Consider the following 23,575-nt stretch of genomic DNA (forward strand, 5'->3'; position numbering starts at 1 on the left):
GTCCCGTTCAACAGGGGGAGGAAGACATGCCCGAGGTGCGCGCGAGCGACGGGGTCCGCATCCGCTACGACGACGTGGGCCAGGGCGATACCCCGCTGCTCTTCATCCCCGCATGGTGCTCACGGCGCGACGTCTTTCGCACCCTGGTGCCTCGCTGCGCCGAGCGCCACCGCGTCCTCTGTGTCGACCTGCGAGGCCACGGCGATTCGGAGCGAGGCACCGGGGACTTCGACAGCGGCACGGTGCTCGATGACCTGCTCGCGGTGCTGAGGGCCAGCGGCGCGCGACGGGTGGTGCCGGTCTGCATCGCCACGGCGGGCTACTGGGCCGTGGACCTCCACCGGGAATGGGGCCCGCGGCGAGTGCCCCACCTCGTGCTCCTGGACTGGCTCGTCACCGAGCCGACTCCCGCCTTCGCCTCCCTCCTGCGCGGCCTCATGTCCGAGCGCTGGGGGCGCGCACGCGACGAGCTGCTCGAGACCTGGGCCCACGGCGTGGAGCACCCGGACGTCCTGCGCACCCTTCGCGGGGACATGCGCGAAGTCCCCGAGGAGATGTGGGCACGCGCCGCGCGGGAAATCACGGCGAGCCAGGCGCGACACGGCACACCCCTGCGCGCGCTCGCGGGCCTGAACCCCGCGCCCACCACGCTGCACCTGTATGCCCAGCCCGACGCCCAGGACTACCTGGAGGAGCAGGTGGCCTTCAGCGCGACCCACCCGTGGTTCCACGTCATGAAGCTGCCCGCGGTCAGCCACCTGCCTTCACTCGAGGTGCCCGACCTCGTCGCGGCGGGAATCGAGGCCCTGGTCTCCGGACAGCGGACCACCCTCAGGACAGGCCCGGACGCCCAGGACTGACCTCCTCGCCCCAGGCCGGGTTGACGGCGCCCGCGGCCCTGTTTATAAGTTGGTCACACAACCAATAAACAAGACCCCCATGCCTCGTCCGTCCAACACCGAAGAGCGCCGTCAGCAAATCGTCCTGGGGCTGCTGCGAGTGATGTCCGAGCGCGGCTACGAGCGGGCCTCCGTCAACGAAATCGCGAAGGCGGCGGGGCTGAGTCCGGGGCTCGTGCACTACCACTTCAGCGACAAGCAGGAGATCCTCCTCGTGCTGGTGGAGCAGCTCGCGGCCCGTGCGAGAGAGCGGGTGGCCAGGCGCGTCGCCCGCATCGCTCCGGAGGATGCGCGAGGCAAGGTGGAGGCGTTCCTGGACGCCTTCCTCGCGACGGGCGCGGACGCGGACCCGAGCGCCGTGGCCGGCTGGGTCACCATCAGCGCGGAAGCCATCCGGCAGCCCGAGGTCCGCGACGCCTACGAGCAGGTGGTGCGCGCGGACCTGGAGCACCTCGAGGGACTGGTCGCGTCCGTGGTCGGCAAGCGGAGGGCCCGCGCATTGTCGGTGGGCCTCTTCGCCGCGGTGCAGGGCTACTTCGTGCTCTCCGCGAGCGCACCGGGGCTCGTCCCCTCGGGCTCGGCCGCCCACACCGTGAAGCAGATGGCCGCGGGTCTGCTCGACACGGCGACCGCGAAGGAGGGCGCATGAAGACGCCCGTGAAGCTGGGGCTCCTGTCGAGCCTCTATCTCTCCCAGGGCCTGCCGTTCGGCTTCTTCACCCAGGCGCTCCCGGTCCTGCTGCGGCACCAGGGCCTCTCGCTTCCGGCCATCGGACTGGCGCACCTGCTCGCGCTGCCCTGGGCCCTGAAGTTCCTCTGGGCGCCATCCATGGACCGGCACGGCTCCGCGCGCTGGGGACTGCGCCGAGGCTACATCCTCCCGCTGCAGTGCATGAGCGCGGGCCTGCTGCTGTCGCTCGCGCTGCCCGAGTCCACCGTGGACACACACTGGCTGCTCGCCGCGGTGCTGGGGGTCAACCTGCTCGCGGCGACCCAGGACGTCGCGACGGATGGCCTCGCGGTGACGCTGCTCTCTCCCTCCGAGCGAGGCTGGGGCAACGGCGTGCAGGTGGCCGCGTATCGCGTGGGGATGATTCTGGGTGGAGGCCTCATGCTCGCCGTCTTCGACGTCGCGGGCTGGCGCCCCACCCTCCTGGCGCTGGGCTTGATTCTCCTCGTCGCCACCGTGCCCATCGCGCTCTACCGCGAGCCCGCCACCGCCCCCCCGCCTCGCGCGAGCCTGGGCCTCCAGTGGTGGCTGCGACGGCCCGGCGCCGCGACCTGGCTCACCTTGCTCGTGGCCTACAAGGCGGGAGAAGCGCTGGCCACGGGCATGCTGCGCACCTTCCTGGTGGACCGGGGCCTGTCACTCACGGACATCGCGTGGATGCTCGGCGGGGTGGGCTTCACGGCGGGACTCCTGGGAGCGCTCGCGGGCGGCAGCCTCGTGGCGAAGCTGGGGCGGCGGCGGGCCTTGTTCCTCTTCGGCTTCGTCCAGGCGGCGGCCGTGCTGCTGTACGCGGTCGTTGCCAGCACTCCGTCGTCCATGGCGTGGCTGACGGCGGTCTGCGCCGTGGAGCACATCGCCAGCGGCATGGCCACCGCCACGCTCTTCACCGCGATGATGGATGCCTGCCGCCCCGAGCACGCCGCCACCGACTACACGGTGCAGGCCTCGCTCGTGGTGATTGCCACGGGCGCGGCGGCGGCGCTCAGTGGCTTCAGCGCGCAGGCGCTCGGCTACCCCGGACACTTCGTCCTCGCCGCGCTGCTCTGCGTCGCCGGCACGCTCTACGTCCCCTTCGCCCTCCGCCCATCCCCGACGCACGAGGCCCCCGCGCCCGAGGTGTCGTCATGACCATCGCCGTCTACGCAGGAAGCTTCGACCCCGTCACCGCGGGACACCTGTCCGTGGTCCGTCAGGCAGCGCGCCTGTTCGGCCACGTGGTGGTCGTCGTGGCCATCAACCCCGCGAAGAACACCCTGCTGTCGCCCGATGAGCGCGTGGCCCTGGTGAAAGAGGCCGTGGCCATGCACCCCAATGTCTCGGTGGCGTGGACCGAAGGGCTCATCGTCGACTACGCGCGAGCCATCGGCGCCAGCGTCCTCTTGCGCGGTGTGCGCGGCGCCACCGATGCGCAGTTCGAGACGGAGCTCGCCCAGAACAACCGCGCGCTCGCGCCCGAAATCTCCACCCTCTTCCTCCCCGCGGAGGCCCACCTCGCCGAGGTGAGCAGCAGCGGCCTCAAGCAGCGCGTCTCGCGAGGCGAGGACGTTTCGGCCTTCTGTCCGCCCACGGTCGCGGCGAAGCTGCGCGAGCGACTCGACCCGTCCCTTCGGAGCCAGCCATGAGCCTGTCCTTCATTCCCCTGGGCGTCGGGGATGCCTTCTCCGCCCTCCACTACTCGTCCTGTCTCGCGGTGGAGGCCGAGGACCAGGTGCTCCTGGTGGACTGCCCGCACCCCATCCGCAAGATGATGCGCGAGGCCTCGCTCGCCACCGGAATCCCCCTGGACGTGGACCGCGTCAGCGCCGTGGCCCTCACCCACCTCCACGCGGACCACTCCTCTGGACTGGAGAGCATGGGCTACTTCTCCTTCTTCCTCCTGCACAGGAAGCTGGAGCTGCTCGCGCACCCCGCCGTGGCGGAGCGACTCTGGGAAGGCCACCTGGCCGCCGGCATGGAGTGCCTCATCGAGAAGCGCGGCGAGGCCCCCAACGACAAGCACTTCGAGGACTACTTCGAGCACACGCCGCTCTCCACCGAGGCCGCCGTGCGACACGGCCCCTTCCTCATCGAGTCCCGCATGACGTACCACCACGTGCCCACCACCGCGCTGCGCATCCACGCGGGGGGCAAGTGCCTGGGCTACAGCGCGGACACCGCCTTCGACGAGGGGCTCATCCACTGGCTGTCTCGCGCGGACCTGGTCATCCACGAGACGAACTACGGCGTCCACACGCCCTACGAGAAGCTCGCCGCGCTGCCCGCGGACCTGCGCGCCCGCATGCGCCTCATCCACTACCCGGATGACTTCGACACCGAGGCCAGCGTCATCGAGCCCCTGCGTCAGGGCCGCCGCTACACCGTGTAGGAATCGGGCGCCCGAGCCCCGGGCGCCCGAAACCCCTGTCACCGGTTACTGCGAGAAGATGAGCAGCGAGTAGGGGCCGATGGCGAAGGACGCGTTGTTCGCCATGCCATCCTTGGCGCCGCCATACGCCACCGTGTTGGCCGACGCGGTGTTGCCGAAGTCGGACGAGTACCCGTTCCAGTCGCTGTTGAAGCGCAGGTACCACGTGCCCGTGCGCGGGAAGCCGATGTTGTAGGTGGGGAAGTAGGTGCCGCTGAAGTTGGCGACAATCAGGACGTCGTCCCCAGGCCCACCACTGTCCCAGCGGTGATAGGCAAGCACCTTGCCCGTGTTGTTGACGTGGTGGACGTTGACGTTGCCTCCCCGCAGGCCGCGCGTGTTGTTGCTCCAGTTGCGGCGCAGGCGGATGAGGTCCCGGTAGAGGTCGTGGATGCCGCCGTAGGTGCTGAGCTTGCCCCAGTCCACCGGGTCTCCGTCCGCGAAGAACCCGTCCTCCAGAATCTCCTGTCCCTGGAACAGCATGGGGATGCCCGGAGACGTGAGAGTGACACCCGCGGCCAGCGTGGAGCGCTTCTTCGCCGCCCAGCTCCCCGCCTGTCCCGGCCAGATCTCCTCCGGCAACCGCTGCTTGCCGTTGGCCACCTCGTCGTGGCTCTCCGAGTAGATGACGCGCGCGTGCGCCCGCCCGCTGAAGCGCTGGGTAATCGCGTCGCGCACCGCGAACATGTTCCGGTTCGCGTCGTTCTGCTCGATGACCGCCGTGCGGATGGGATGCACGAACTCCGCCGACCACTGCGCGTCGAAGCCCGCGCCGCCCGCGAAGTCGGACGTGGCGTCGTTGGTGATGGAGTCGCCGCCGCCGAAGTCCTCGGCGATGGAGATCTTCCAGCCCTTGTTCGCGTTGATTTCGCGGTTGATGGAGCGGAACACCTGCCACGCCGGCGCGATGTCGCCCGCGCCGTCGATGGTGCGCATGTACTTCGTGGCATCCCAGCGCAGGCCATCTGCCCGGAAGTTGTCGAGCAGGTTCATCATCGAGTCGCGGATGTACGCACGCACCTCGGGGCGGCCGTAGTCCGGACGCGTGTCCCCCCACGGCGTCGACTTGCGGTTGTCGGTGAAGAAGTACTCCCCACCGTTGCCCAGGCAGTTGCCGCTGAAGCACCACATGGGCAGGTCGCTGGGCCCCCAGTGGTTGTGCACCACGTCGACGATGACACCGATGCCCCGGTAGTGCGCCTCGTCCACGAAGCGCTTCATGTCGTTGGGGTGGCCGTAGGCGCTCTCCGGCGCGAACGGGAAGGCGACGTTGTAGCCCCAGGAGAAGTCGCCAGCGAACTCGTATGCCGGCATCACCTTCACCATGTTGACGCCCAGGTCCCGCAGGTAGTCGAGCTTCGCGATGGCGCTGTTCCAGTTGCCCGGCCCCCACCCCGGCGAGTCGTTGAACGTGCCCACGTGCAGCTCGTAGATGACCATCTCGTGGAAGGCCGGCGTGCTGAACTGCTGCGCGTTCCACCAGTACTCGCCGTGGTCGTAGATGATGCTGGCGCCCGTGGAGTTCTCCTGCCACGCCGAGCGCGGGTCCGCGCGCCAGGAATCGCTCCCCCACTGGTTGCGCGTGACGAACTTGTACTTCTGCCCCTTCACCGCGCCCGCCACGTCGCCGGAGAAGTTGCCGTTGAACTCGTTGCCCAGCTCCACCCACCCCCAACTGCTGAAGTCACCCGCGACGAACACCTGGGAGGCCAGTGGCGCCCACACGCGGAACGTCGTGCCGCCGCCGTAGACCACCGCCCCCATGCCCGGCCGATTCGAGGAGCTGAGGCGCTGGACGACCTGTCCTGTCTCCTCGCCCTTCGTGCCCAGTGGATTCTCGAGCGCGCTCTCTGCGCAGCCCAACACTCCGGCCAGCAGCAGCGCACTCCACATGTTGCGTCGCATGGTGACGACCTCCCTGTCGTTGATGGGATGGGTCCTAGCAATCACAGCAAAGCGAGAGCAAACCGCATTCACATCAAATCTGTAACTTCACACGATGACACGTCGCAGCAGCCTCCCTCCCTCCCTCCGAGGAAGAACAGGGGTGCGGGCGGGGTGCTCGCGTTCGTCCTCTGAGTGCGGTAGGTCCGCGAGCCCGGCGCCGTGCGGGCGCCTCTGGAGAACGACTCGCGATGACGACGAAGACAGCGCTGGCCCGCCGAGGGGTCTTGCTCCTGCCGCTCGCGCTGTTCCTGGCGTCGGCGCCGGGCACCTCCCAGGCCGCCGCGCCCGCTCCGGGCACGACGCGACTGACGTTCCTCCACCTGGCGGACGTGTATCAGGTGCAGCCGCAGGAGCACGGGGGCCGGGGTGGGCTCGCGCGGGTGTCGACGCTGCGCAAGCGCGTGCTGGCCGAGTCCCCCACCCCGCACGTCCTCACGCTGCTGGGAGGCGACACGCTGTCGCCCTCGGTGGAGTCGCTGCTGGAGCTGGACGGCAAGCCCCTCAAGGGCCGTCACATGGTGGACGCGTGGAATGCGCTGGGCCTGGACGTCGCGGTGCTGGGCAACCACGAGTTCGACTTCGGCGACGACGTGCTGCGCGAGCGCATCCGTCAGTCCCGCTTCCCGTGGCTGGGCGCCAACGTGACGGACTCGAAGACGGGCGCGCTGTTCGAGGGCGTGAAGGCGTTCGAGCTTCGCGAGCTGGGCGGCATCCCGGTGGGCCTCTTCGGCGTGGTGATTCCCGAGACGAAGACCACCACGAAGGCGGGGCCGGACACGCAGTTCGGTGACGTCTGCGCGGCCGCGAAGGACGCCGTGGCGAAGCTGCGCGACGCGGGGGCCAAGGTGGTGCTGGGCCTCACGCACCTGTCGCTCGCGGAGGACAAGGCGCTGGCCCGGTGCGTGAAAGTCGACGCGCTGCTGGGCGGACATGACCACGTGGGCGCGGCGGACCGCTCCACGGGCACGCCCATCTTCAAGGTGCACTCGGACGCGCTGGAGTTGGGCCGGCTCACGGTGGACGTGGACACGGCGACGGGCACGGTGCGCAAGGTGTCCTGGTCGCTGATTCCCGTCACGAAGAAGGTCCCCGAGGACACGGCGTTCAACGAGGCGATGCAGCCCTATCACGCGCTGTTCGCCCGCCTGGCGGAGCCCGTGGGCCGCACGCCGGTGGCTCTGGACGCACGCAGCACCCAGATGCGCACGCGCGAGACGAACCTGGGCTCGCTTGTGGCGGATGCCTTCCGCGAGGCCTCGGGCGCGGACGTGGCGCTGGTGAATGGGGGCGCGCTGCGCGCGGACTCGGTGCTGCGCGCCGGGGTGCTGACGCGCAGGGACCTGCACTCGGTGATGCCGTACACGGACGGGCTCGTGGTGATGGAGGTCCCCGGCGCCACGCTGCGCGCCGTCCTGGAGAATGGCGTGAGCCTGAGCCGCGAGGACTCGCGCCCCGGCCGCTTCCTCCAGGTGTCGGGCCTTCGCTTCAAGTACGACGCGCGCCGTCCCGCCGGGGAGCGCGTGCTGGAGGTGACGGTGCACGGCAAGCCGCTGGACCCCGCGGCCACGTACCGCATCGCCACGTTGAGCTTCCTCGCCAGCGGCAAGGATGGCTACGACATGCTCAAGGGCCTGCCCACCACGCCCGCGCTGAAGGACGGGCGCACGCCGCTGGACGTGCTCGCGGACCTGTTCCGCACGGGCCGCCCCGCGCCGCGCGCGAAGCCCGAGGGCCGCATCACCCGCGTGGACGCCGCGGGACTCACGCCCGACGCGCGCCGCCCCGCGCCTCCCCTCAAGTAAGCATCCAGTTCCAGACACAAACACGGCCTGGAGCCTGGGTGTTTTCCGCCCCGCGTCTGGTGATGAACGCGCGGGATTGCTCCACTCGCGCGCCGGCGGAGCTCCCCCTTCATCTCCGACGTCAGAACCCGAGCCCGGGAAGCTCTCCATCGCCCTCACGCGGGAGTTCCCATGATCGAGTTGGAGACATTCCAGTTGCCGCAGTCCGTGAGTGGACGCGAGGCCGATATCGCCCTGGGGCTGACCATGGTCCGGGCCTGGAGGCGCGACGGCATCTTCCAGGTGCGCATGAGCCCCGCCCAGGCGGAGAAGAGCCAGCGGGCCTTCGAGCTGAGCCGTCACTTCTTTCGCCAGTCGCTGGAGACCAAGGCGCGCTGCGTGAGCGACCTGACGTACTCCGGTTACATCGCGTCGGGCCAGGAGCTCACCGCGTCCGAGGCGGACCTGTCCGAGGTCTTCACCGTCTGCCGGGACGTGCCCCTCACGGACCCGCGCGTGCAATCCAAGTGGCCCTGCCACGGCCCGGGCCCCTGGCCCGATGAGTCCTGGCGTCAGGGCATGCAGGCCCACGCCGAGGAGCTCGGCTCGGTGGGCGAGCGGCTCTTGCGGCTCATCGCGCTGGGCCTGGGCCTGGACATCGACGCGCTCACCACGCTGACGCATGACGGCTGGCACCACATGCGCGTGCTGCGCTTCCCCGCGCGCTCCCCCACCACCACGCGAGGCATCGGCGCCCACACCGACTACGGGCTGCTCGTCATCGCCGCGCAGGACGACGTGGGCGGGCTGTACGTCCGGCCTCCCGTCGAAGGCGAGAAGCGGCCCCGCAACTGGCTCCCGCACGAGAGCTCCGCGGGCATGTACGAGCACGACGAGCCCTGGACCTATGTGAAGCCCGTGCCGGGGGTCCTCACCGTGTTCCCTGGCGACATCCTCCAGTTCCTCACGCGAGGCTATCTGCTGTCGACGCCGCACAAGGTCGTGCTCAACACGCGCGAGCGCTTCGCGCTGGCCTACTTCCACGAGCCCCAGTTCGAGGCCTGCGTGCGCCCGCTCTCCGCTCCGACGCGCGACGAGTACATCCACTACGGCACGCACTTCACGAACATGTTCATGCGCTCCTATCCGGACCGCGTCACCACCCAGCGCATCCTCGACGAGAGCCGGCTCACCACGCTGTCGTGGCTCCGGCAGGAAGCCGTCCTGCGCACCGCGCCCCTGGAAGCCGTGCCCCTCCAGCGCGCGGCGGGCTGACGCTCACCTCAGGGCGACGTCCAGCCCCGCAGCCGGTACACGACACGCCCCGCCAGCTCGCGCAGGACGTCCGTGCTCTGGGAGAGCGCGGAGGCTCGAGGTATCCAGGTCAGCCTCCGCCCCTCGGTGGCGGGCATCCGCGCGTCCACCGACAGCGTGTCGGGACGAAGCCCCACCGCGGCGAAGCAGCCCGCGGCCCGGGGCATGTGCGCCGCGCTCGTCACCAGGAGCAGCCGCTTCCACCCCTGCTCCTGGATGATGCGCGCGGACTCCACCGCGTTCTCCCGCGTGTTCCGGCTGCGCCCTTCCGTGACGATGCGCTCCGCGGCAATCCCCCAGGCCTGGTACTGGCGCGACAGCACGTCCGCCTCCACCACCGGGTCGGGGCGCGGGTCCAACGAGCCGCCGGAGATGAGGACGTGGCGCGCGTGCCCCTCGCGCAGGAGGTCGTAGCCGCGCAGCACCCGGTCGGCCGCGGCGTTGAGCTCCAGGTGCCCGGAGCGCTCCATGGCGGACGGGTCCAGCGCACCGCCCAGGACGATGACGGCGTCATACGTCACGCCCGGCTGGAAGGTGTCCCGCGCGTCCTTCTCCGCCGTGTACGTCAGCAGCGTGGACACCGCCTCCGTGGAGAAGAGGTAGAGGACCGCGAGCCCCATGCCCGAGAAGACCCGGGAGAGCCGAGGCCGCCCGCGCACGAGGCCCCCTGCGAGCAGCAGCAACAGGGCCCACGTGAGCGGCGCCAGGAAGAGGTCCAGCACCTTCGAGAGGAACAGGAACACGCGCCTCCCGCGTCCTTCAGCGCTCTCCCCAGTGGAGCTTCTGCCGGAGGATGGAGAAGTAGGCCACGCGCGGGTTGCGCACCAGGTTGACGCGGTTGGCGGAGCGCACCACCTCGATGCAGTCGCCGCCTTGCAGGCCGTGCCCCGTCTGTCCGTCCAGCGTGAGGTACGTGTCCGCCGTCTCGCTGCGCAGCGTGATGCGGATGACCCGGTCCGCGGGAACGACGATGGAGCGCTGGGTGAGCGCGTGCGAGCAGATGGGCGAGAGCACCGTGCAGTCCACCGACGGGTGGACGATGGGCCCGCCCGCCGACAGCGAGTACGCGGTGGAGCCCGTGGGCGTGGCGAGGATGACGCCGTCCGCCTTGTACGTGGTGATGGGCACCCCATCGATGGACGTCTCGTGGTCGGCGATGCGCGCCAGCGCGCCCTTGTTGATGACCACGTCGTTGAGGATTTCGTCCTCGATGAGCACGCGCCCGCCGCGCACCAGCCGGCAGGTGAGCTTCATGCGCGAGTCCACCTGGAAGCGGCCCGCCAGCACCTCGTCCAGCGTGGAGAACAGCTCCTCGACGGGAATCTCCGTCATGAAGCCCAGGCTGCCCAGGTTGACGCCCAGGATGGGGACCCCGCGCCCGCCCAACAGCCGCGCGGCGTAGATGAGGGTGCCGTCACCGCCCAGCACCACCGTCAGGTCCGCCCGGGCCGCCAGCTCCCGGTCCTCCACCCGAGCCCACCCCAGGACATGCGCCAGGGAGCGGTCCCCCAGCACGGTGAGGTGCGGGTAGCGCTCCCGGATGCGGGCCGCGAGGGCCGCCGCCTCGGGGTTGTCCTTCTTCGCGACGATGACGAGGGTCTGCACGCGCCCCTCTTCATAATCCAGGCGGGCGCCCGGGCGCTTCCAGGATTTGTCGGGGGGCCTGCCCACCGGACAGACGCCCCGGCAGGTCCGCGTCCCGGACGCTAGGTTTGGGGCTCCCATGGACCTCTTCGCACATGCCGGACAGCAGGAGCAGGCACGCCGGGCCCCGCTGGCGGAGCGGATGCGCCCCCGCACCCTGGACGAGTTCATGGGCCAGGAGCACCTCACCGCGGAGGGCCGCTTCCTGCGCCGGGCCCTGGAGAACGACCAGGTCCCCAGCCTCATCCTCTGGGGCCCGCCAGGGACGGGAAAGACGACACTCGCGGGGCTGGTGGCCCGCTCCACGGGCGCCGCCTTCGACTCGGTGTCCGCGGTGCTCGCGGGCGTGAAGGACATCCGCGAGACGGTGGCCCGCGCCCAGGAGCGCTGGAACCTGCATCGCCAGCGCACCTTCCTCTTCATCGACGAAATCCACCGCTTCAACAAGGCGCAGCAGGACGCGCTGCTCCCCCACGTGGAGAAGGGCACGGTGACGCTCATCGGCGCCACCACGGAGAACCCCTCGTTCGAGGTCAACGCCGCGCTCCTGTCACGCTGCCGCGTCGTCACGCTGCGCGGGCTGGAGGAGGAGGAGCTGGTGTCGCTCCTGCGCCGCGCGGTGGCGGATGAGCGGGGCCTTCACGGCAAGGTGGAGGTGGAGGACGCGGCGCTGGACTTCCTCGCGGCCTCCGCGGGCGGCGATGCGCGCAAGGCCCTCACGGGGCTGGAGGTGGCGGCGGCCCACGGCGGCGCGAAGGTGGACCGCAAGGCGGCGGAGGAGGCGCTCCAGCAGAAGACGCTGCTCTACGACAAGGGCGGCGAGGAGCACTACAACGTCATCAGCGCCTTCATCAAATCCATGCGCGGCAGCGACGTGGATGGGGCGCTGTACTGGATGGCGCGCATGCTGGAGGCGGGTGAGGACCCCATCTTCCTCTTCCGGCGCATGGTCATCTTCGCCTCGGAGGACATCGGCAACGCGGACCCGCGCGCCTTGAGCGTGGCGGTGGACGCGCTGCGAGCCTTCCAGCTCGTCGGCCTGCCCGAGGGCACGCTGCCCCTCACCCAGGCCGTCACGTACCTGGCGCTGGCGCCCAAGTCGAACGCGGTGCTGACGGCGTACACCGCCGCGCGCGCGGCCGTGACGAAGGAAGGCGCGCTGCCGGTGCCCCTGCACCTGCGCAACGCGCCGACGAAGCTGATGAAGTCGCTGGGGTACGGGGGCGGCTACAAGTATCCGCACAACTTCGAGGGCCACTACGTCCCGGAGGACTACCTGCCCGAGGCCCTGCGCGCCCGGAGCTTCTACAGCCCGTCCCAGAATGGCGAGGAGGCGAAGCTGTCCGAGCGCTACGAGGACATCCAGCGCCAGCTCGCGGAGCGACTCCGCGAGCCCGGCGAGGACGGGTGAAGCGGACTACGACGCGGCCTCCATGGGCTCGGCGGCCTCCGAGTCCTCCTTCAGGACGCGGGGCTTCATGGAGCGGCCCGCTACCTCGTACTGCTTGAGCAGGCGGCGGAAGTTGGAGCGGTCCACGCCCGCGGCGCGCGCGGCGCTGGAGACGTTCTGGTTGTTCTTCTCCAGGAGCGCGGACAGGTAGCGGCGCTCGAAGGCGCGCATCGCCAGGCGCTTGGCCTGCGCGTACGGCAGGTGCGCCAGGCTGAACACCTCCACCGCCGAGTCGGCCTGCGGCGCCGACTGGAAGCCGGGCGGCAGGTCCTCCACGTCGATGACCTCGTTGCTCGTGAGCACCACGGCGCGCTCGATGACGTTCTCCAATTCGCGCACGTTGCCCGTCCACCGGTTGCAGGTGAGGGCCTCCATGGCGCGCGGGGAGATGCCCGTGACCTTCTTGTCCGCCTTGGACGCGTACAGCTTCAGGAAGTGGTGCGCGAGCAGCGGCACGTCCTGCGGCCGGTCCCGCAGGGGCGGCAGGTCGATGGTGATGACGTTGAGGCGGTAGAACAGGTCCTCGCGGAACTTGCCCTGCTCCTTGGCGCGCGACAGGTCCACGTGCGTGGCGGCGATGACGCGCACGTCCACCTTCACGGGCTCGTTGGCGCCCACGCGCTTGACCTCGCCCTCCTGCAACACGCGCAGCAGGCGCACCTGGGTGGCGGGAGGCACGTCGCCAATCTCGTCCAGGAAGATGGTGCCGCCGTCGGCCGCCTCGAACAGGCCCTTCTTGTTGCCCGTGGCGCCGGTGAAGCTGCCCTTCACGTGGCCGAACAGCTCGCTCTCCAGCAGCGTCTCCGTGAGCGCCGAGCAGTTGACGGCGACGAAGGGCTTGTCCTTGCGCGAGCTGCGGTAGTGGATGGCGCGCGCCACCAGCTCCTTGCCCGTGCCGCTCTCACCCTGGATGAGCACGGTGGCCGTGGAGTGGCTCACCGTCTCCACCAGCTTGAAGACGGAGCGCATCTGCGGCGACTGGCCGATGAGGTCCTCGAACTGGCTGCGCACCGTGAGCGCCTCTTCCAGCGCGCGGGTGCGGTCCTTGAGCGCCTTGCGCTCGGCGGCCTTGGCCACCGTGAGGCTCACCTCGTCGATGTTCTCGAAGGGCTTGGTGAGGTAGTCGTACGCGCCCGCCTTCACCGCCTCCACCGCCGTCTCCACGGTGGCGAAGGCCGTCATCATGATGACCTCCACGTCCGGACGCTCCGCCTTGATGCCGCGCAGCAGGTCCATGCCGGACAGGTTGGGCATCTTGATGTCCAACACGACGACGTCGATGGTGGGGTCCTTGGCCGCCGTCAGACCTTCCACCGCGTCATCAATGGCCACCACGGGGTGGCCCTCGCGCTGGAGAATCTGCGTCACGGCCTTGAGGACGACGGAGTCGTCATCCACGACGAGGACTTTGGCGCGCTTGACTTGGTTCACGGCAACCTCTCGAGCTGCAGGGGAATGGGCAGGAAGACGGTGAAACGGGAGCCGGCGCCCAGTTGGGTGTCGACGTGGAAGCTGCCCCCGTGGTCCTGAACGATGCGGTACGCGATGGACAGCCCCAACCCGGTGCCCTCACCGGGGGGTTTGGTGGTGAAGGAGGGCTCGAAGATGCGCGGCAGATAGCGCTCCTCGATTCCGCAGCCGGTGTCGGACACCGCGAAGAAGGAGCGGTCTCCCTCTCGGCCTGTCTCCAGCTTCAGCCGGCCCGTCTTGTTCGGCAGCGCCTGGAGCCCGTTCTGGAGCAGGTTGAGCACCACCTGCGCGAGCGTGCCCGGGTCCCCGTACACCTTGGGGAGACCGTCCTTCAAACCCAGTGACAACTCCACACGAGGCGTCGCCTTGAGCTGCGCGCGGAAGAGCACCGCGGCGTCCTCCACGCAGCGAGACAAGTCGAACAGCCGCCGGTCCTCCACGCGGCTGTGCCGGCTGAACTTCAAGAGGCTCTCGACGATGCGCTTGCAGCGCAGCGCGCTCTCCTCGATCAGCCCCAGCGACTCCAGGTCCGCCTCGCTGCGGCCCGCATCGCGCGACATGAGCTGGGCGAAGGCCAGGATGCCCCCCAGCGGATTGTTGATTTCATGCGCCACCCCCCCCGCCAACTGCCCCACCGCCGCCATCTTCTCCGTCTCGATGAGCCGGCGCGTCATCGCCTGCTCCTCGGTGACGTCGCGATAGGTGCACACCACGCGCTCGTCCCCCGTCATGGGGTACGCCGCCACCACGTACGTCCTGCCCCCCTGCTGCACCTCACCCCGCGCGCCCTTGCCACTCTCCATCGCCGCCGGCAGCGGACAGCCCACACACGGCTCGTCGCGGTCGAAGAGGTAGCGGTAACACGCCACATCCGAAGGAATCTGTTCGATGGAGCGCCCGGCCACGTGCGCGTATGCCAGGTTCGCCCGCCGCACCGCGAAGTCGCGCCCGCGCACCACGCACAGCGGCGTCTCCATGCAGTCGAAGGACAGCTCCCACTCGCGCTTGGCCTGGCTGAGCATCCGCGTGCGCTGAGCGACGCGCTCCTCCAGGTCCGCGTTGAGCAGCTTGAGCTCCGCGTTCTGCGCCTGCGTCACCCGGTACAGCCGCTCGTTCTCCGCCTGCAGCGCGTACTGCTCGAACGCGCTCTTCACCGTCAACACCAGGTGGCTGTCGTTCCAAGGCTTGGAGATGAAGCGGAAGATCTCGGAGCGGTTGATGGCCTCTTCGATGGCCTGCTGGTCCGCCTGGCCCGTGAGCATGATGCGCTGGGCGCGCGGCTCCTGCTGCTTCACCCGGGTGAGGAACTCCACCCCGTTCATCCCCGGCATGCGGAAGTCGGAGATGACGACCTCCGGACGGAACGCCTCCACCGTCCTGAGCGCCTGCTCCGCGTCCGTCGCCGTCTCGATGTCCCAGTCGCCGCGCCGCAGCACCCGACGGATGGACTTGAGGATGTTCTCCTCGTCGTCCACGAGCAGCAGCCTTCCCCGCGGGGCGGTGTCTGCTTCGGGGCGATGTGCGGCGAGGGGACCCATGGGATTCTTTCCGTCCCATGACATTTGCAATGCTTTTGCCAGCCGGTGGGGCACTGCAAACCCATGGAATCACGAGATGATTCGACTCCCCGACAATCAGGAGTCGGGGGTCATCTTAGACTCTCCCCATAGTTACGGGTCAAATCAGACCCGGGTCTTTGACCCAGGTCAATCGTTGGGCAAGGAGACAGTCGGGAGCAGGGGCAGCTGGGAGTGGAGGCAGATGCGGTCTCTCCCGTCGGCCTTGGCCCGGTAGAGGGCCTCGTCGGCGGTGAGCAGGAGCTGCTCGGGGCTGAGCACGCTGCGGTGCGGGAAGCTGGAGACGCCCAGGGAGGCCGTCACGCTCAGGACGCCCTCCGGGCCCACTCGCAGGGCGCCCAGGTCCCGGCGCACGCGCTCGGCCACGGTGAGGGCCCCTGGCAGCTGGGTGCGCGGCAGGAGGACGGCGAACTCTTCCCCTCCGTAGCGCGCCACCAGGTCCGTCTCCCGCACGCTGCGCTGGAGGGTGGCGGCCACCTCGCGCAGCACCCCGTCCCCCGTGGTGTGGCCGTGCCGGTCATTCACCTGCTTGAAGTGGTCCAGGTCCAGGAGGATGAGCGCCAGCGGGTCGTCGTACCGCTGCGCCCGGCGGAACTCCTCGCGCAGGCGCTCCTGGAAATACCGGTGGTTGTGCACCCCCGTCAGCCCGTCCGTCGAGGACAGCCGCTGGAGCTCCCCCACCTCCCGGGCCAGCTGCTCCAGACGGGCCCTCGATTTCAGGCTCCGAGCCACCCGGGCCCGCAGTTCTTCCGCATCCCATGGGTCAAAGACGACCTCGGCTTCCTGGGCCAAGGCATCCAGCCAGACAGCCTTGGCCTCGCGGGGGGCCAGCACCACCAGCACCGGCCGCCTGCCCCCTTCCGGACCCAGCAGGTTGTCGAGCCAATCCCGGGTCAGCACGGCGTGAGGCCCCACGGACCACAACACCAGGTCCACTTCGGGGGCCCTCCGGCGCACCTCGGGGCCAGGGGCCACGTGGCGCAGGAGGTAGCCCTCCGTGCCCAGGGCCTGGGTCAGCCGGACCATCGCCGACTCCGCTTCGTCCACCACCAGCAGGGTATAGGGCGTCGAGCTCACAGTATCCCCGTAAAATGGTAATTCTACGGTAGCACAGGGGTGCTACCGAGTGGGAGGGCTGTGATTGATTTAGGACTCGGGCCTTGCTAGCGAGCCGGGCCAGCCAGCCTTTTTTCGAGCATCGAGGTCCTCGTGGCCAAGTACCCCAGCATCAGCCTCTTCCTGCCTGCGTGGAACGAGGAAGACTACGTCGAGCGCGCAGTGAGCCGAGCGTTGGAGGTACTGCCCCAGCTCACCGACGACTTCGAAATCATCGTCGTCAACGACGCCTCCACGGACCGCACGCAGGAGCTCGCGGAGGCCATGGCGCGGCGGATTCCCCAGCTGCGTGTCATCACCCATCCGGTGAATCTGAAGCTGGGCGGGGCCATGCGCACGGGGCTCTCCGCGTCGACGAAGGACATCATCGTCTACTCGGACATCGACCTGCCGTGGGACCTGCGGGAGCTGGAGCGCGCGCTGCACCTGCTGGAGTACCTGGAGGGCGACATGATTTGCGCCTTCCGGTTCGACCGCACGAGCGAGGGCTCCAAGCGAATCGTCTACTCGTTCGTCTACAACCTCATCATCCGCGCGCTCTTCGATGTGCAGATCAAGGACATCAACTTCAGCTTCAAGGTGATGCACCGCCGCGTGCTCGAGTCCATGGAGCTCAAGAGCCAGGGCTCGTTCATCGACGCGGAGCTGGTGGTGAAGGCCATCCGCAAGGGCTTCCGCGTGTTCCAGATGGGCGTGGACTATTTCCCGCGCACCCGCGGCGTCTCCACGCTGGCCTCGCCCTCCGTCATCGTGAAGATGGTGAAGGAGCTGGTGCGGCTGTACCCGGAGACGCGCACGCCGGCGGCGCCCGCGCAGCCGGTGCGCCTGCCCCCGTCGGTGCAGCCGCTGCACGCGGTGGCTCCGGCGGGCCGGGCGGCTCGGGGCTGAGCACACCGTGGCTTCACGCCCCACGCGCCTCGTGGTGAACGCGGATGACCTGGGGCTGCACGCGTCGCTCGACGCGGGCATCCTCAGGGCCCACCGCGAGGGAATCGTCACCAGCGCCACGCTGCTCGCCATGGGCCCCACGGCCCGCGAGGCCGCGTCCCTCGCGCGGGCGCAAGGGCTCGCGGTGGGGCTGCACCTCGCGCTGTCCACCCGGCTTGCTCCCGCGGCTCCCGCGCACACCGTCCCCACGGTGGCGCCGGACGGAAGGCTGCGCGGAAGCTGGGCGGACTTCGCGAAGGCCTGGCTGACAGGCCAGGTGCGGCGCGAGGAAGTGGCACGAGAACTCGACGCCCAGCTTCAGCACGCGCGAGCCCTGGGCGTGGAGGTGGACCACCTGGATGGCCACCAGCACCTGCACCTGTTGCCGGGCATCCGGCCGCTGGTGGAGTCGATGGCCGCGCGCGAGCGGCTGCCCTTGCGCTGGCCGGACGCCCTGCCCCGCGTGGGCTGGCTGCGAACTCCCGGCCCCGCGCTGAAGACGACGATTCTCACGGTGCTCGCACGCACCGCGCCGCGAGCGCCCCACGGCGTGCGGCGCGTGAGCGCGGGCGGCGTGTTCGAGGCGGGGAAGCTCGACGAGGCAGCGCTCCTGTCCGCCCTGGACGCCCTGCCCTCCGGAGACTTCGAGCTGGGCTGCCACCCGGGTGAAGGCACGCCGCACGTCCCCGAGGACCCGGCCTGGACCTATGGCTGGCAGGCGGAATTGGACGCGCTCACCAGTCCTCGCGTGAAGGCCCGGCTGCGGGAGCGCGGCGTCCAGCTGCACTCCTACGCGACGCTCGCCTCCGCCACGTAGAGCACATGGGGCGTGGTGTAGCCGCGCCCCAGGTCCACCACCTCGCGCACCGAGAAGCCCGCCTCCGACAGCAGGGCCCTCATCTCCGCGCGAGGCTTGAGCACCATGCCGCCGCTGGCCTTCGTCCGCCCCAACAGCGACACCATCACCCACTCCTGCGCCAGCGCCTTGCGGTGCTTCCAGGAGCCATCGCCCTCCACTTCCTTCAGCAGGAAGCACCCGCCGGGCTTGAGCAGCCCATGCACCGTGCGCAGGAAGCCGGGCCACTTCGCCTCGGGCAGCAGGTAGAGCACGTCACACACCACGGCCGCGTCACAGGCCCCCGGGAGTCGGGGCGCGAGCGCGTCCTCCACCGTCCCCTCCGCGAGCTTCACCTGGGCCAGCGCGCCCAGGGACCTGCGCGCCCACTCCACCTTGCGAGGGTCCGGGTCCACGGCGTGCACCGTGCGCGCGGGGTCCGCCAGCGACAGGAGCGCTGCGAGCAGGCCATGGCCACAGCCGATATCCGCCACGGTGCCACCGGGCATCCGCTCCACGACGGAGAGCAGCGGCGCCGAGGACGCCCGTGCATGGACGTGGAAGCGCTCCGCCGCGGGGAGTCCCGAGTACAGCGCCAGGGCCTGCTCCAGGAGCGTGGTCATGAGATGTAGTGGTCCGAGCCGAAGGCCCAGGACAGGAAGAGCACCGACGCCGCGCCGAACGCCACCACGCCGCGAAGCAGCTTGGGACGCTCCTTCAACATCAGCGCCGCGGTGAGGAAGACGGGGAACGAGGACAGCAGGTAGCGCCCCATGCCCATGAAGTCCTTCGTGGACCACGCGGGCAGCCCGACGATGGCCAGCACGAAGACGGCATAGCCCCACCCCAGCCGCTTGCGCGTGGGCCACACGAGCGCCAGCGCCAGGAAGGTGAAGAACGCGTGAATCACCAGGCGGACGGCCTCGCGCGTGTTCGACGGGTTCACCACCACGCGGTCGAACCACCGCGCCTTGAGCCACGTGTGCCAGCCCGGCTGCTGGTCCCACCCCGGCGCGCCCTGCACCTTCACGAAGGCGAACGGGTCCCCGAACTGGTGCCACAGGTAGAGCATGTAGCAGCCGAAGCCCAGCCCGGAGAGCACGGGCAGGAAGTCCATCGCGTTCCACTTCTCGCCCCGCGCGTGCTTCCACTCCAGCCGCCGCACCAGGAGCCCCAGCACCACCGCGGGCGCCACCGGACGCGCGGCCGTGGCCACCGCCGCCACCAGCACGGCCGGGGCCAGATGCCCTTTCTCCAGCAGCAGGAACGCGGCAATCACCAGCAGGATGAACAGCGCATCCGAGTACATCGCGCCGTAGAGGTACATCGCGAAGGGGTACGTGGCCATCAACAGCCCAGCCTTGAGCGCGGTGTCCTCGTCGGACAGCACCTTCGCCCATTTCGTGAACAGGATGAGCGCCAGCGGCCCGCAGAGGAGCGTGATGAGCACGCCGGCTTGATAGACATTGGGCCCCAAGGTCTCCACGGCGCGGATGAGCATCGGATAGAGCGGGAAGAACGCCACCGAGCTCTGCTCGCCCGGCGTGTACTGGTAGCCCTCCTGCACGATGCGCATGTACCAGCTGGAATCCCACGCCACCCAGCCCATGGTGACGTACTCGTCGATGCGGACGATGGGGTTCTGCGGGTTCTTGTGGAAGATGCGCCGGGCGCCAATGCCCGCGAGGATGCCGCAGAGCACGACGGCGACGACCACGACGAGAGTGATGGTGCGGGACGCGGAGCGAGCCATTCGCGGCGCAGGCTGGCCCCGGAACACCACTCCGGTCAAGCACCGGGGCGGGAAAGAGAGACTCCCACCCCGGTGTCTTTCGACTCAGCGGGGGTAGAACGTCTTGCCCGCCTTCACGTGCTCCTCCAGCAGCGGAGCGGGCGTGAAGCGCTCACCCAGCTTGTCCTGGTAGTGCTCCAGCTTCCGCAACAGCTCGGCGGCGCCCACGCTGTCGGCGTAGTGGAACGGGCCGCCCAGGAACGGGGGGAAGCCCAGGCCGAAGATGGCGCCCACGTCACCGTCGCGCGCGCTGCGCAGGATGCCTTCTCCCAGGCAGCGGATGGCCTCGTTCACCATCTGGAGCACCAGCCGCTCCGCCATCTCCGCCGCATCGAAGCGCTTGCGCTCCTTGCCGTGCGGCAGCAGCACGTAGACGGACGGGTCCACCTCCCGCTTCTTGCCGTTCTCGTAGAGGTAGAAGCCCTTCTGGCTCTTGCGGCCCAGACGCCCCTCGGCCACCACGGCGTCCAGCGCCTTGGGCGCCGCCATGCGCTTGCCGAAGGCCGCCTCCATGAGCGGCCCGACCTTGTGGGCCACGTCGATGCCCACCTCGTCGAGCAGCGTCATGGGCCCCACGGGGAAGCCGAACTCCACCAGCGCCTTGTCCAGCGCGGCGATGTCGGCGCCCTCGCCCAGCAGGTACGCGGCCTCGTTCAGGTACGGCGCGAGGATGCGCGAGGTGTAGAAGCCCGGCCCGTCGTTCACGACGATGACCGTCTTGCCCTGCCTGCGCCCCACGTCCACGCACGTGGCCGTCACCCAGTCCGCGGTGCCCGCATGGGTGATGACCTCCAACAGCGGCATCTTGTTGACGGGGCTGAAGTAATGCATGCCGATGACCTGCGCGGGCCGCTGGCTGCCCTTGGCCAGTTCCGTAATCGGGATGCTGGAGGTGTTGGACGCGAAGATGGCGTCGGGCCGGGTGACGGCCTCCACCTCCGCGAGGATGCGGTGCTTGAGCTTCAGGTCCTCGAACACCGCCTCGATGACCAGGTCCGCGGACTTGAAGCCACTGTAGTCCGTGCCCGCGGTGATGTGCGCCTGCTTCGCGGCGGCCTCGCGCCAGGTGAGCGAGCGGCGCTTCACCCGCTCCTCCAGGATGCCCTGCACCTGCTTGAGCGCGCGGCCCGCGCCCGCATCGTCCTTGTCCTTCACCCGCACCTGCGCGCCCTGGAGCACGCCGGCCACGTAGGCGATGCCGCCGCCCATCAGCCCGCCGCCCAGCACGCCCACCTTCTTCACCTCGCGCGGCTTCACGCTCGCGTCGGCCGTGCCGTTCTCCTTCTTCAGCGCCGTCGTCGCGAAGAAGATCTCCACCAGGCGCTTGGACACGTCCGACATCACCAGCTCGCCGAACGCGCGCGCCTCGGCCTCCAGGCCCGCCTTGCGCCCGGACTCCAGCCCCACGCGAATCACCTGGAGCGCCTTCTCCGGCGCGGGGTACTTGCCGCGCGTCTTCTTCAGGAGCTGATTGCGCGCCTGGTCGAAGAGGAGCTTGCGGCCCAGCGGGTTGTCCTCCAGCGCCACCTCCGCCCACAGCTCCTTGTTCGCCAGCCCCTGGAAGAAGCCCGCCAGGCCCTTCGGCCCGCCCGCGGTGAGCCCCTGTCCTCGGGTCCGCTCCGGCTTGAGCGAGCCCTCCGCCAGCTCCCTCGCGCGCTGGAGCGCCACGGCGCGGAGGATGGGCGTGGGCACCACCTCGTCGACGATGCCCAGCTTGCGCGCCTTGGACGGCTTGACGCTCTTGCCCGTGAGGATGAGGTCCAGCGCCGTCTGCGCGCCGATGAGCGCGGGCAGCCGCTGCGTTCCTCCCGCGCCCGGAAGCAGGCCCAGCTGCACCTCCGGCAGGCCCAGCGTCGTCTTGGGGCTGTCCGTGGCGATGCGGTAGTGGCAGGCCAGCGCCCACTCCAGTCCACCGCCCAGGCACGCGCCATGGATGGCCGCGAGGATGGGCTTGGGGAACGCCTCCATGCGGTCGAAGCTCGCCTGGCCTTGCAGGCTGATGGCCGTGGCCTCCTCCGCCGTCTTGAGCGACTGCAGGAGGTCCAGCTTCGCCCCCGCCACGAAGCTGTCCTTCTTGCCGGAGATGAAGACGACGGCCTTCACGGAGGGCTCGCGCTCCACCTCCTCCAGGATGCGCGTGAAGGCCGTGCCCACGTCCGGCGACAGCGTGTTGACGGCCGAGTCCGGCAGGTCGAAGGTGATGACGGCGACCCCGTCCTCCACCTGGAGGGAGAAGCCCTGCTTCGCCTCGAGCTCTTCAAGCTTGATGGCCATCACGCACGCTCCAGGACCACCACGGCGCCCAGACCGCCGGCGGCGCAGACGGTGCACATCACCGTGTTCTTGTTCCGACGCTTCAGCTCGTTGAGGGCCTGCGTGACGATGCGCGCCCCCGTCGCTCCGAAGGGATGGCCGATGGCGATGGAGCCGCCCGTCACGTTCAGCCGCTCGCGGTCCACCTCGCCCACCGGCTCGCTCCAGCCCGCCTTCTTCGCGAAGGACTTGGACGCGAGCGCCTGGAGGTTGCTCGCCACCTGCGCCGCGAACGCCTCGTGCATCTCGACGAGGTCGATGTCCGCCAGCTTCAGCCCCGCGCGCTTGAGCGCCGTGGGCACCGCATACACCGGCCCTTGGAGCAACTGGTCCCCCGGGTCCGTGGCCGCGTACGCGTGCGAGCGCAGGTAGCCCAAGGGCTCGTACCCCAAGGCCCGCGCGCGCTCCTCGCTCATCAGCAGCAGCGCCGCGGCGCCGTCGGTGAGGGGCGACGCGTTGCCCGCCGTGACGGTGCCGTACTTCCGGTCGAACACCGGCTTGAGCTTGCCCAGCGCCTCCAGGCTGGAGTCCTCACGGACGATGTTGTCGCGCGTGGCCGTCTGCTCGTACTTCGGCGGGACGGAGACGTGCATCACCTCGTCATCGAAGCGGCCGTCCTTCCACGCCGCCGCCGCGTTGCGGTGCGACGCCAGCGCGATGCGGTCCTGCTCCTCGCGGGAGATGCCGTTCTCCTTCGCCATCTTCTCCGCGCTCTCGCCCATCGACAGGCCCGTGGAGTACTCGGCGATGGCGGGCGGCACCGGCACCAGGTCCTGGGCCTTGAGCCGCTGGAAGGGCTTGAGCTTCTCCGTCAGCGTGCGCCCCTTCGAGGCCGCCGCCAGCGCGTGCGCCAGGGGACGACTGGTGAACACCGGCGGGTCCGACATCGCCTCGGTGCCACCGGCGATGGCCACGTCCACCTCGCCCACCGCGATGGAGTTGGCCGCCGTCGTCAGCGCCTGGATGGACGTGGCGCAGGCGCGCGTCACCGTCGCGGCCTCGATGCGCATGGGCAGCCCCGCGGCGATGACCACCTCGCGCGCGATGGACGGCCCCGTCAGCGTGGGAATCACCTGGCCGAAGACCACCTGGTCGATGACCGCCGGGTCCAGGTCCGCGCGCTGCACCAACTCCTGGACCACCATGCGTCCCAGGTCCAACGCGGTGAGCCCGGAGAAGACGGTCCCCGCCTTCACGAACGGGGTCCGCAGGCCGCGGACGATGGCCACCCTTCGGGGGCCGCTGCGCTTCTCGCTTGCCATGTGTGCCTCACCCTCCTGAGACGACGAGTGAGGCTTTTCTAGTGAGCACTGATGCGGCGCGTCAACCCTCCATTGATTCAAAAGTCAATCGGCGAGCATTTGCCTCGGGGCACGC

Annotated in this window: 20 protein-coding genes; 10 read left to right on the forward strand and 10 right to left on the reverse strand. The window is 69.7% G+C overall.

Annotated elements, in window-relative coordinates:
- Positions 1-26: 26 nt before the first annotated feature.
- The 5 genes from MYSTI_RS29365 (at position 27) to MYSTI_RS29385 (ending at position 3,993) form a co-directional block, all read left to right on the forward strand.
- Positions 27-860 (forward strand): alpha/beta fold hydrolase, encoded by an 834-nt coding sequence (locus MYSTI_RS29365; RefSeq protein ID WP_015351448.1) that lies wholly within the window; start codon positions 27-29, stop codon positions 858-860.
- 79 nt (positions 861-939) lie between these two features.
- On the forward strand, positions 940-1,548 hold the full coding sequence (locus MYSTI_RS29370) for a TetR/AcrR family transcriptional regulator (protein WP_015351449.1): 609 nt from the start codon (positions 940-942) through the stop codon (positions 1,546-1,548).
- Positions 1,545-2,756, forward strand: coding sequence for an MFS transporter (locus MYSTI_RS29375; RefSeq protein ID WP_015351450.1), 1,212 nt, complete (start codon positions 1,545-1,547; stop codon positions 2,754-2,756). Before MYSTI_RS29370 ends, MYSTI_RS29375 begins: the two co-directional genes overlap by 4 nt.
- On the forward strand, positions 2,753-3,250 hold the full coding sequence (gene coaD, locus MYSTI_RS29380) for a pantetheine-phosphate adenylyltransferase (RefSeq protein WP_015351451.1): 498 nt from the start codon (positions 2,753-2,755) through the stop codon (positions 3,248-3,250). Before MYSTI_RS29375 ends, coaD begins: the two co-directional genes overlap by 4 nt.
- A complete protein-coding gene (locus MYSTI_RS29385; RefSeq protein ID WP_015351452.1) occupies positions 3,247-3,993 on the forward strand; it encodes an MBL fold metallo-hydrolase in 747 nt (248 codons plus the stop codon). The genes coaD and MYSTI_RS29385 overlap by 4 nt, the downstream gene beginning before the upstream one ends.
- Before the next feature lie 45 nt (positions 3,994-4,038).
- On the opposite strand, the gene MYSTI_RS29390 is transcribed toward MYSTI_RS29385, so the two are convergent.
- A complete protein-coding gene (locus MYSTI_RS29390; protein ID WP_015351453.1) occupies positions 4,039-5,937 on the reverse strand; it encodes an alpha-amylase family glycosyl hydrolase in 1,899 nt (632 codons plus the stop codon).
- A 230-nt stretch (positions 5,938-6,167) separates the two neighbouring features.
- On the opposite strand from MYSTI_RS29390, the gene MYSTI_RS29395 reads away from it, so the two are divergent.
- A complete protein-coding gene (locus MYSTI_RS29395) occupies positions 6,168-7,781 on the forward strand; it encodes a bifunctional metallophosphatase/5'-nucleotidase (RefSeq protein ID WP_015351454.1) in 1,614 nt (537 codons plus the stop codon).
- Between the two features lie 171 nt (positions 7,782-7,952).
- A complete protein-coding gene (locus MYSTI_RS29400; RefSeq protein WP_015351455.1) occupies positions 7,953-9,035 on the forward strand; it encodes an isopenicillin N synthase family dioxygenase in 1,083 nt (360 codons plus the stop codon).
- An 8-nt stretch (positions 9,036-9,043) separates the two neighbouring features.
- Here MYSTI_RS29400 and MYSTI_RS29405 read toward each other — a convergent pair whose 3' ends face one another.
- Both MYSTI_RS29405 and MYSTI_RS29410 read right to left on the reverse strand, forming a co-directional pair.
- Complete coding sequence (locus MYSTI_RS29405) at positions 9,044-9,817, reverse strand: YdcF family protein (RefSeq protein ID WP_015351456.1); 774 nt, start codon at positions 9,815-9,817, stop codon at positions 9,044-9,046.
- A gap of 16 nt (positions 9,818-9,833) precedes the next feature.
- Positions 9,834-10,679 (reverse strand): NAD(+)/NADH kinase, encoded by an 846-nt coding sequence (locus MYSTI_RS29410; RefSeq protein WP_015351457.1) that lies wholly within the window; start codon positions 10,677-10,679, stop codon positions 9,834-9,836.
- Positions 10,680-10,797: 118 nt separating this feature from the next.
- Between MYSTI_RS29410 and MYSTI_RS29415 the strand changes: the two genes are divergently transcribed.
- Entirely contained in the window at positions 10,798-12,129 is a 1,332-nt protein-coding gene (locus MYSTI_RS29415) for a replication-associated recombination protein A (protein ID WP_015351458.1), read from the forward strand.
- Between the two features lie 6 nt (positions 12,130-12,135).
- Here the strand turns inward: MYSTI_RS29415 and MYSTI_RS29420 are convergent, their stop codons facing one another.
- The 3 genes from MYSTI_RS29420 to MYSTI_RS29430 form a co-directional block, all read right to left on the reverse strand.
- The gene (locus tag MYSTI_RS29420; protein WP_015351459.1) at positions 12,136-13,599 is read right to left on the reverse strand and encodes a sigma-54-dependent transcriptional regulator; all 1,464 of its coding nucleotides are present in this window, start codon (positions 13,597-13,599) and stop codon (positions 12,136-12,138) included.
- Positions 13,596-15,176, reverse strand: coding sequence for a response regulator (locus tag MYSTI_RS29425; RefSeq protein WP_015351460.1), 1,581 nt, complete (start codon positions 15,174-15,176; stop codon positions 13,596-13,598). Before MYSTI_RS29425 ends, MYSTI_RS29420 begins: the two co-directional genes overlap by 4 nt.
- A 168-nt stretch (positions 15,177-15,344) precedes the next feature.
- A complete protein-coding gene (locus tag MYSTI_RS29430) occupies positions 15,345-16,292 on the reverse strand; it encodes a diguanylate cyclase (RefSeq protein WP_015351461.1) in 948 nt (315 codons plus the stop codon).
- 132 nt (positions 16,293-16,424) lie between these two features.
- On the opposite strand from MYSTI_RS29430, the gene MYSTI_RS29435 reads away from it, so the two are divergent.
- Complete coding sequence (locus MYSTI_RS29435) at positions 16,425-17,219, forward strand: glycosyltransferase family 2 protein (RefSeq protein WP_015351462.1); 795 nt, start codon at positions 16,425-16,427, stop codon at positions 17,217-17,219.
- 7 nt (positions 17,220-17,226) lie between these two features.
- On the forward strand, positions 17,227-18,075 hold the full coding sequence (locus MYSTI_RS29440) for a ChbG/HpnK family deacetylase (RefSeq protein WP_015351463.1): 849 nt from the start codon (positions 17,227-17,229) through the stop codon (positions 18,073-18,075).
- On the opposite strand, the gene MYSTI_RS29445 is transcribed toward MYSTI_RS29440, so the two are convergent.
- The 4 genes from MYSTI_RS29445 to fadI form a co-directional block, all read right to left on the reverse strand.
- A complete protein-coding gene (locus MYSTI_RS29445) occupies positions 18,048-18,716 on the reverse strand; it encodes a class I SAM-dependent methyltransferase (protein ID WP_015351464.1) in 669 nt (222 codons plus the stop codon). The two genes, MYSTI_RS29440 and MYSTI_RS29445, sit on opposite strands and share 28 nt — an antisense overlap.
- Positions 18,713-19,846, reverse strand: coding sequence for a mannosyltransferase family protein (locus MYSTI_RS29450; RefSeq protein ID WP_015351465.1), 1,134 nt, complete (start codon positions 19,844-19,846; stop codon positions 18,713-18,715). Before MYSTI_RS29450 ends, MYSTI_RS29445 begins: the two co-directional genes overlap by 4 nt.
- Before the next feature lie 84 nt (positions 19,847-19,930).
- On the reverse strand, positions 19,931-22,159 hold the full coding sequence (fadJ, locus tag MYSTI_RS29455; protein WP_015351466.1) for a fatty acid oxidation complex subunit alpha FadJ: 2,229 nt from the start codon (positions 22,157-22,159) through the stop codon (positions 19,931-19,933).
- The gene (fadI, locus tag MYSTI_RS29460) at positions 22,159-23,460 is read right to left on the reverse strand and encodes an acetyl-CoA C-acyltransferase FadI (protein ID WP_015351467.1); all 1,302 of its coding nucleotides are present in this window, start codon (positions 23,458-23,460) and stop codon (positions 22,159-22,161) included. Before fadI ends, fadJ begins: the two co-directional genes overlap by 1 nt.
- Positions 23,461-23,575: the final 115 nt, after the last annotated feature.

The organism is Myxococcus stipitatus DSM 14675, assembly GCF_000331735.1.
Classification (GTDB): domain Bacteria; phylum Myxococcota; class Myxococcia; order Myxococcales; family Myxococcaceae; genus Myxococcus; species Myxococcus stipitatus.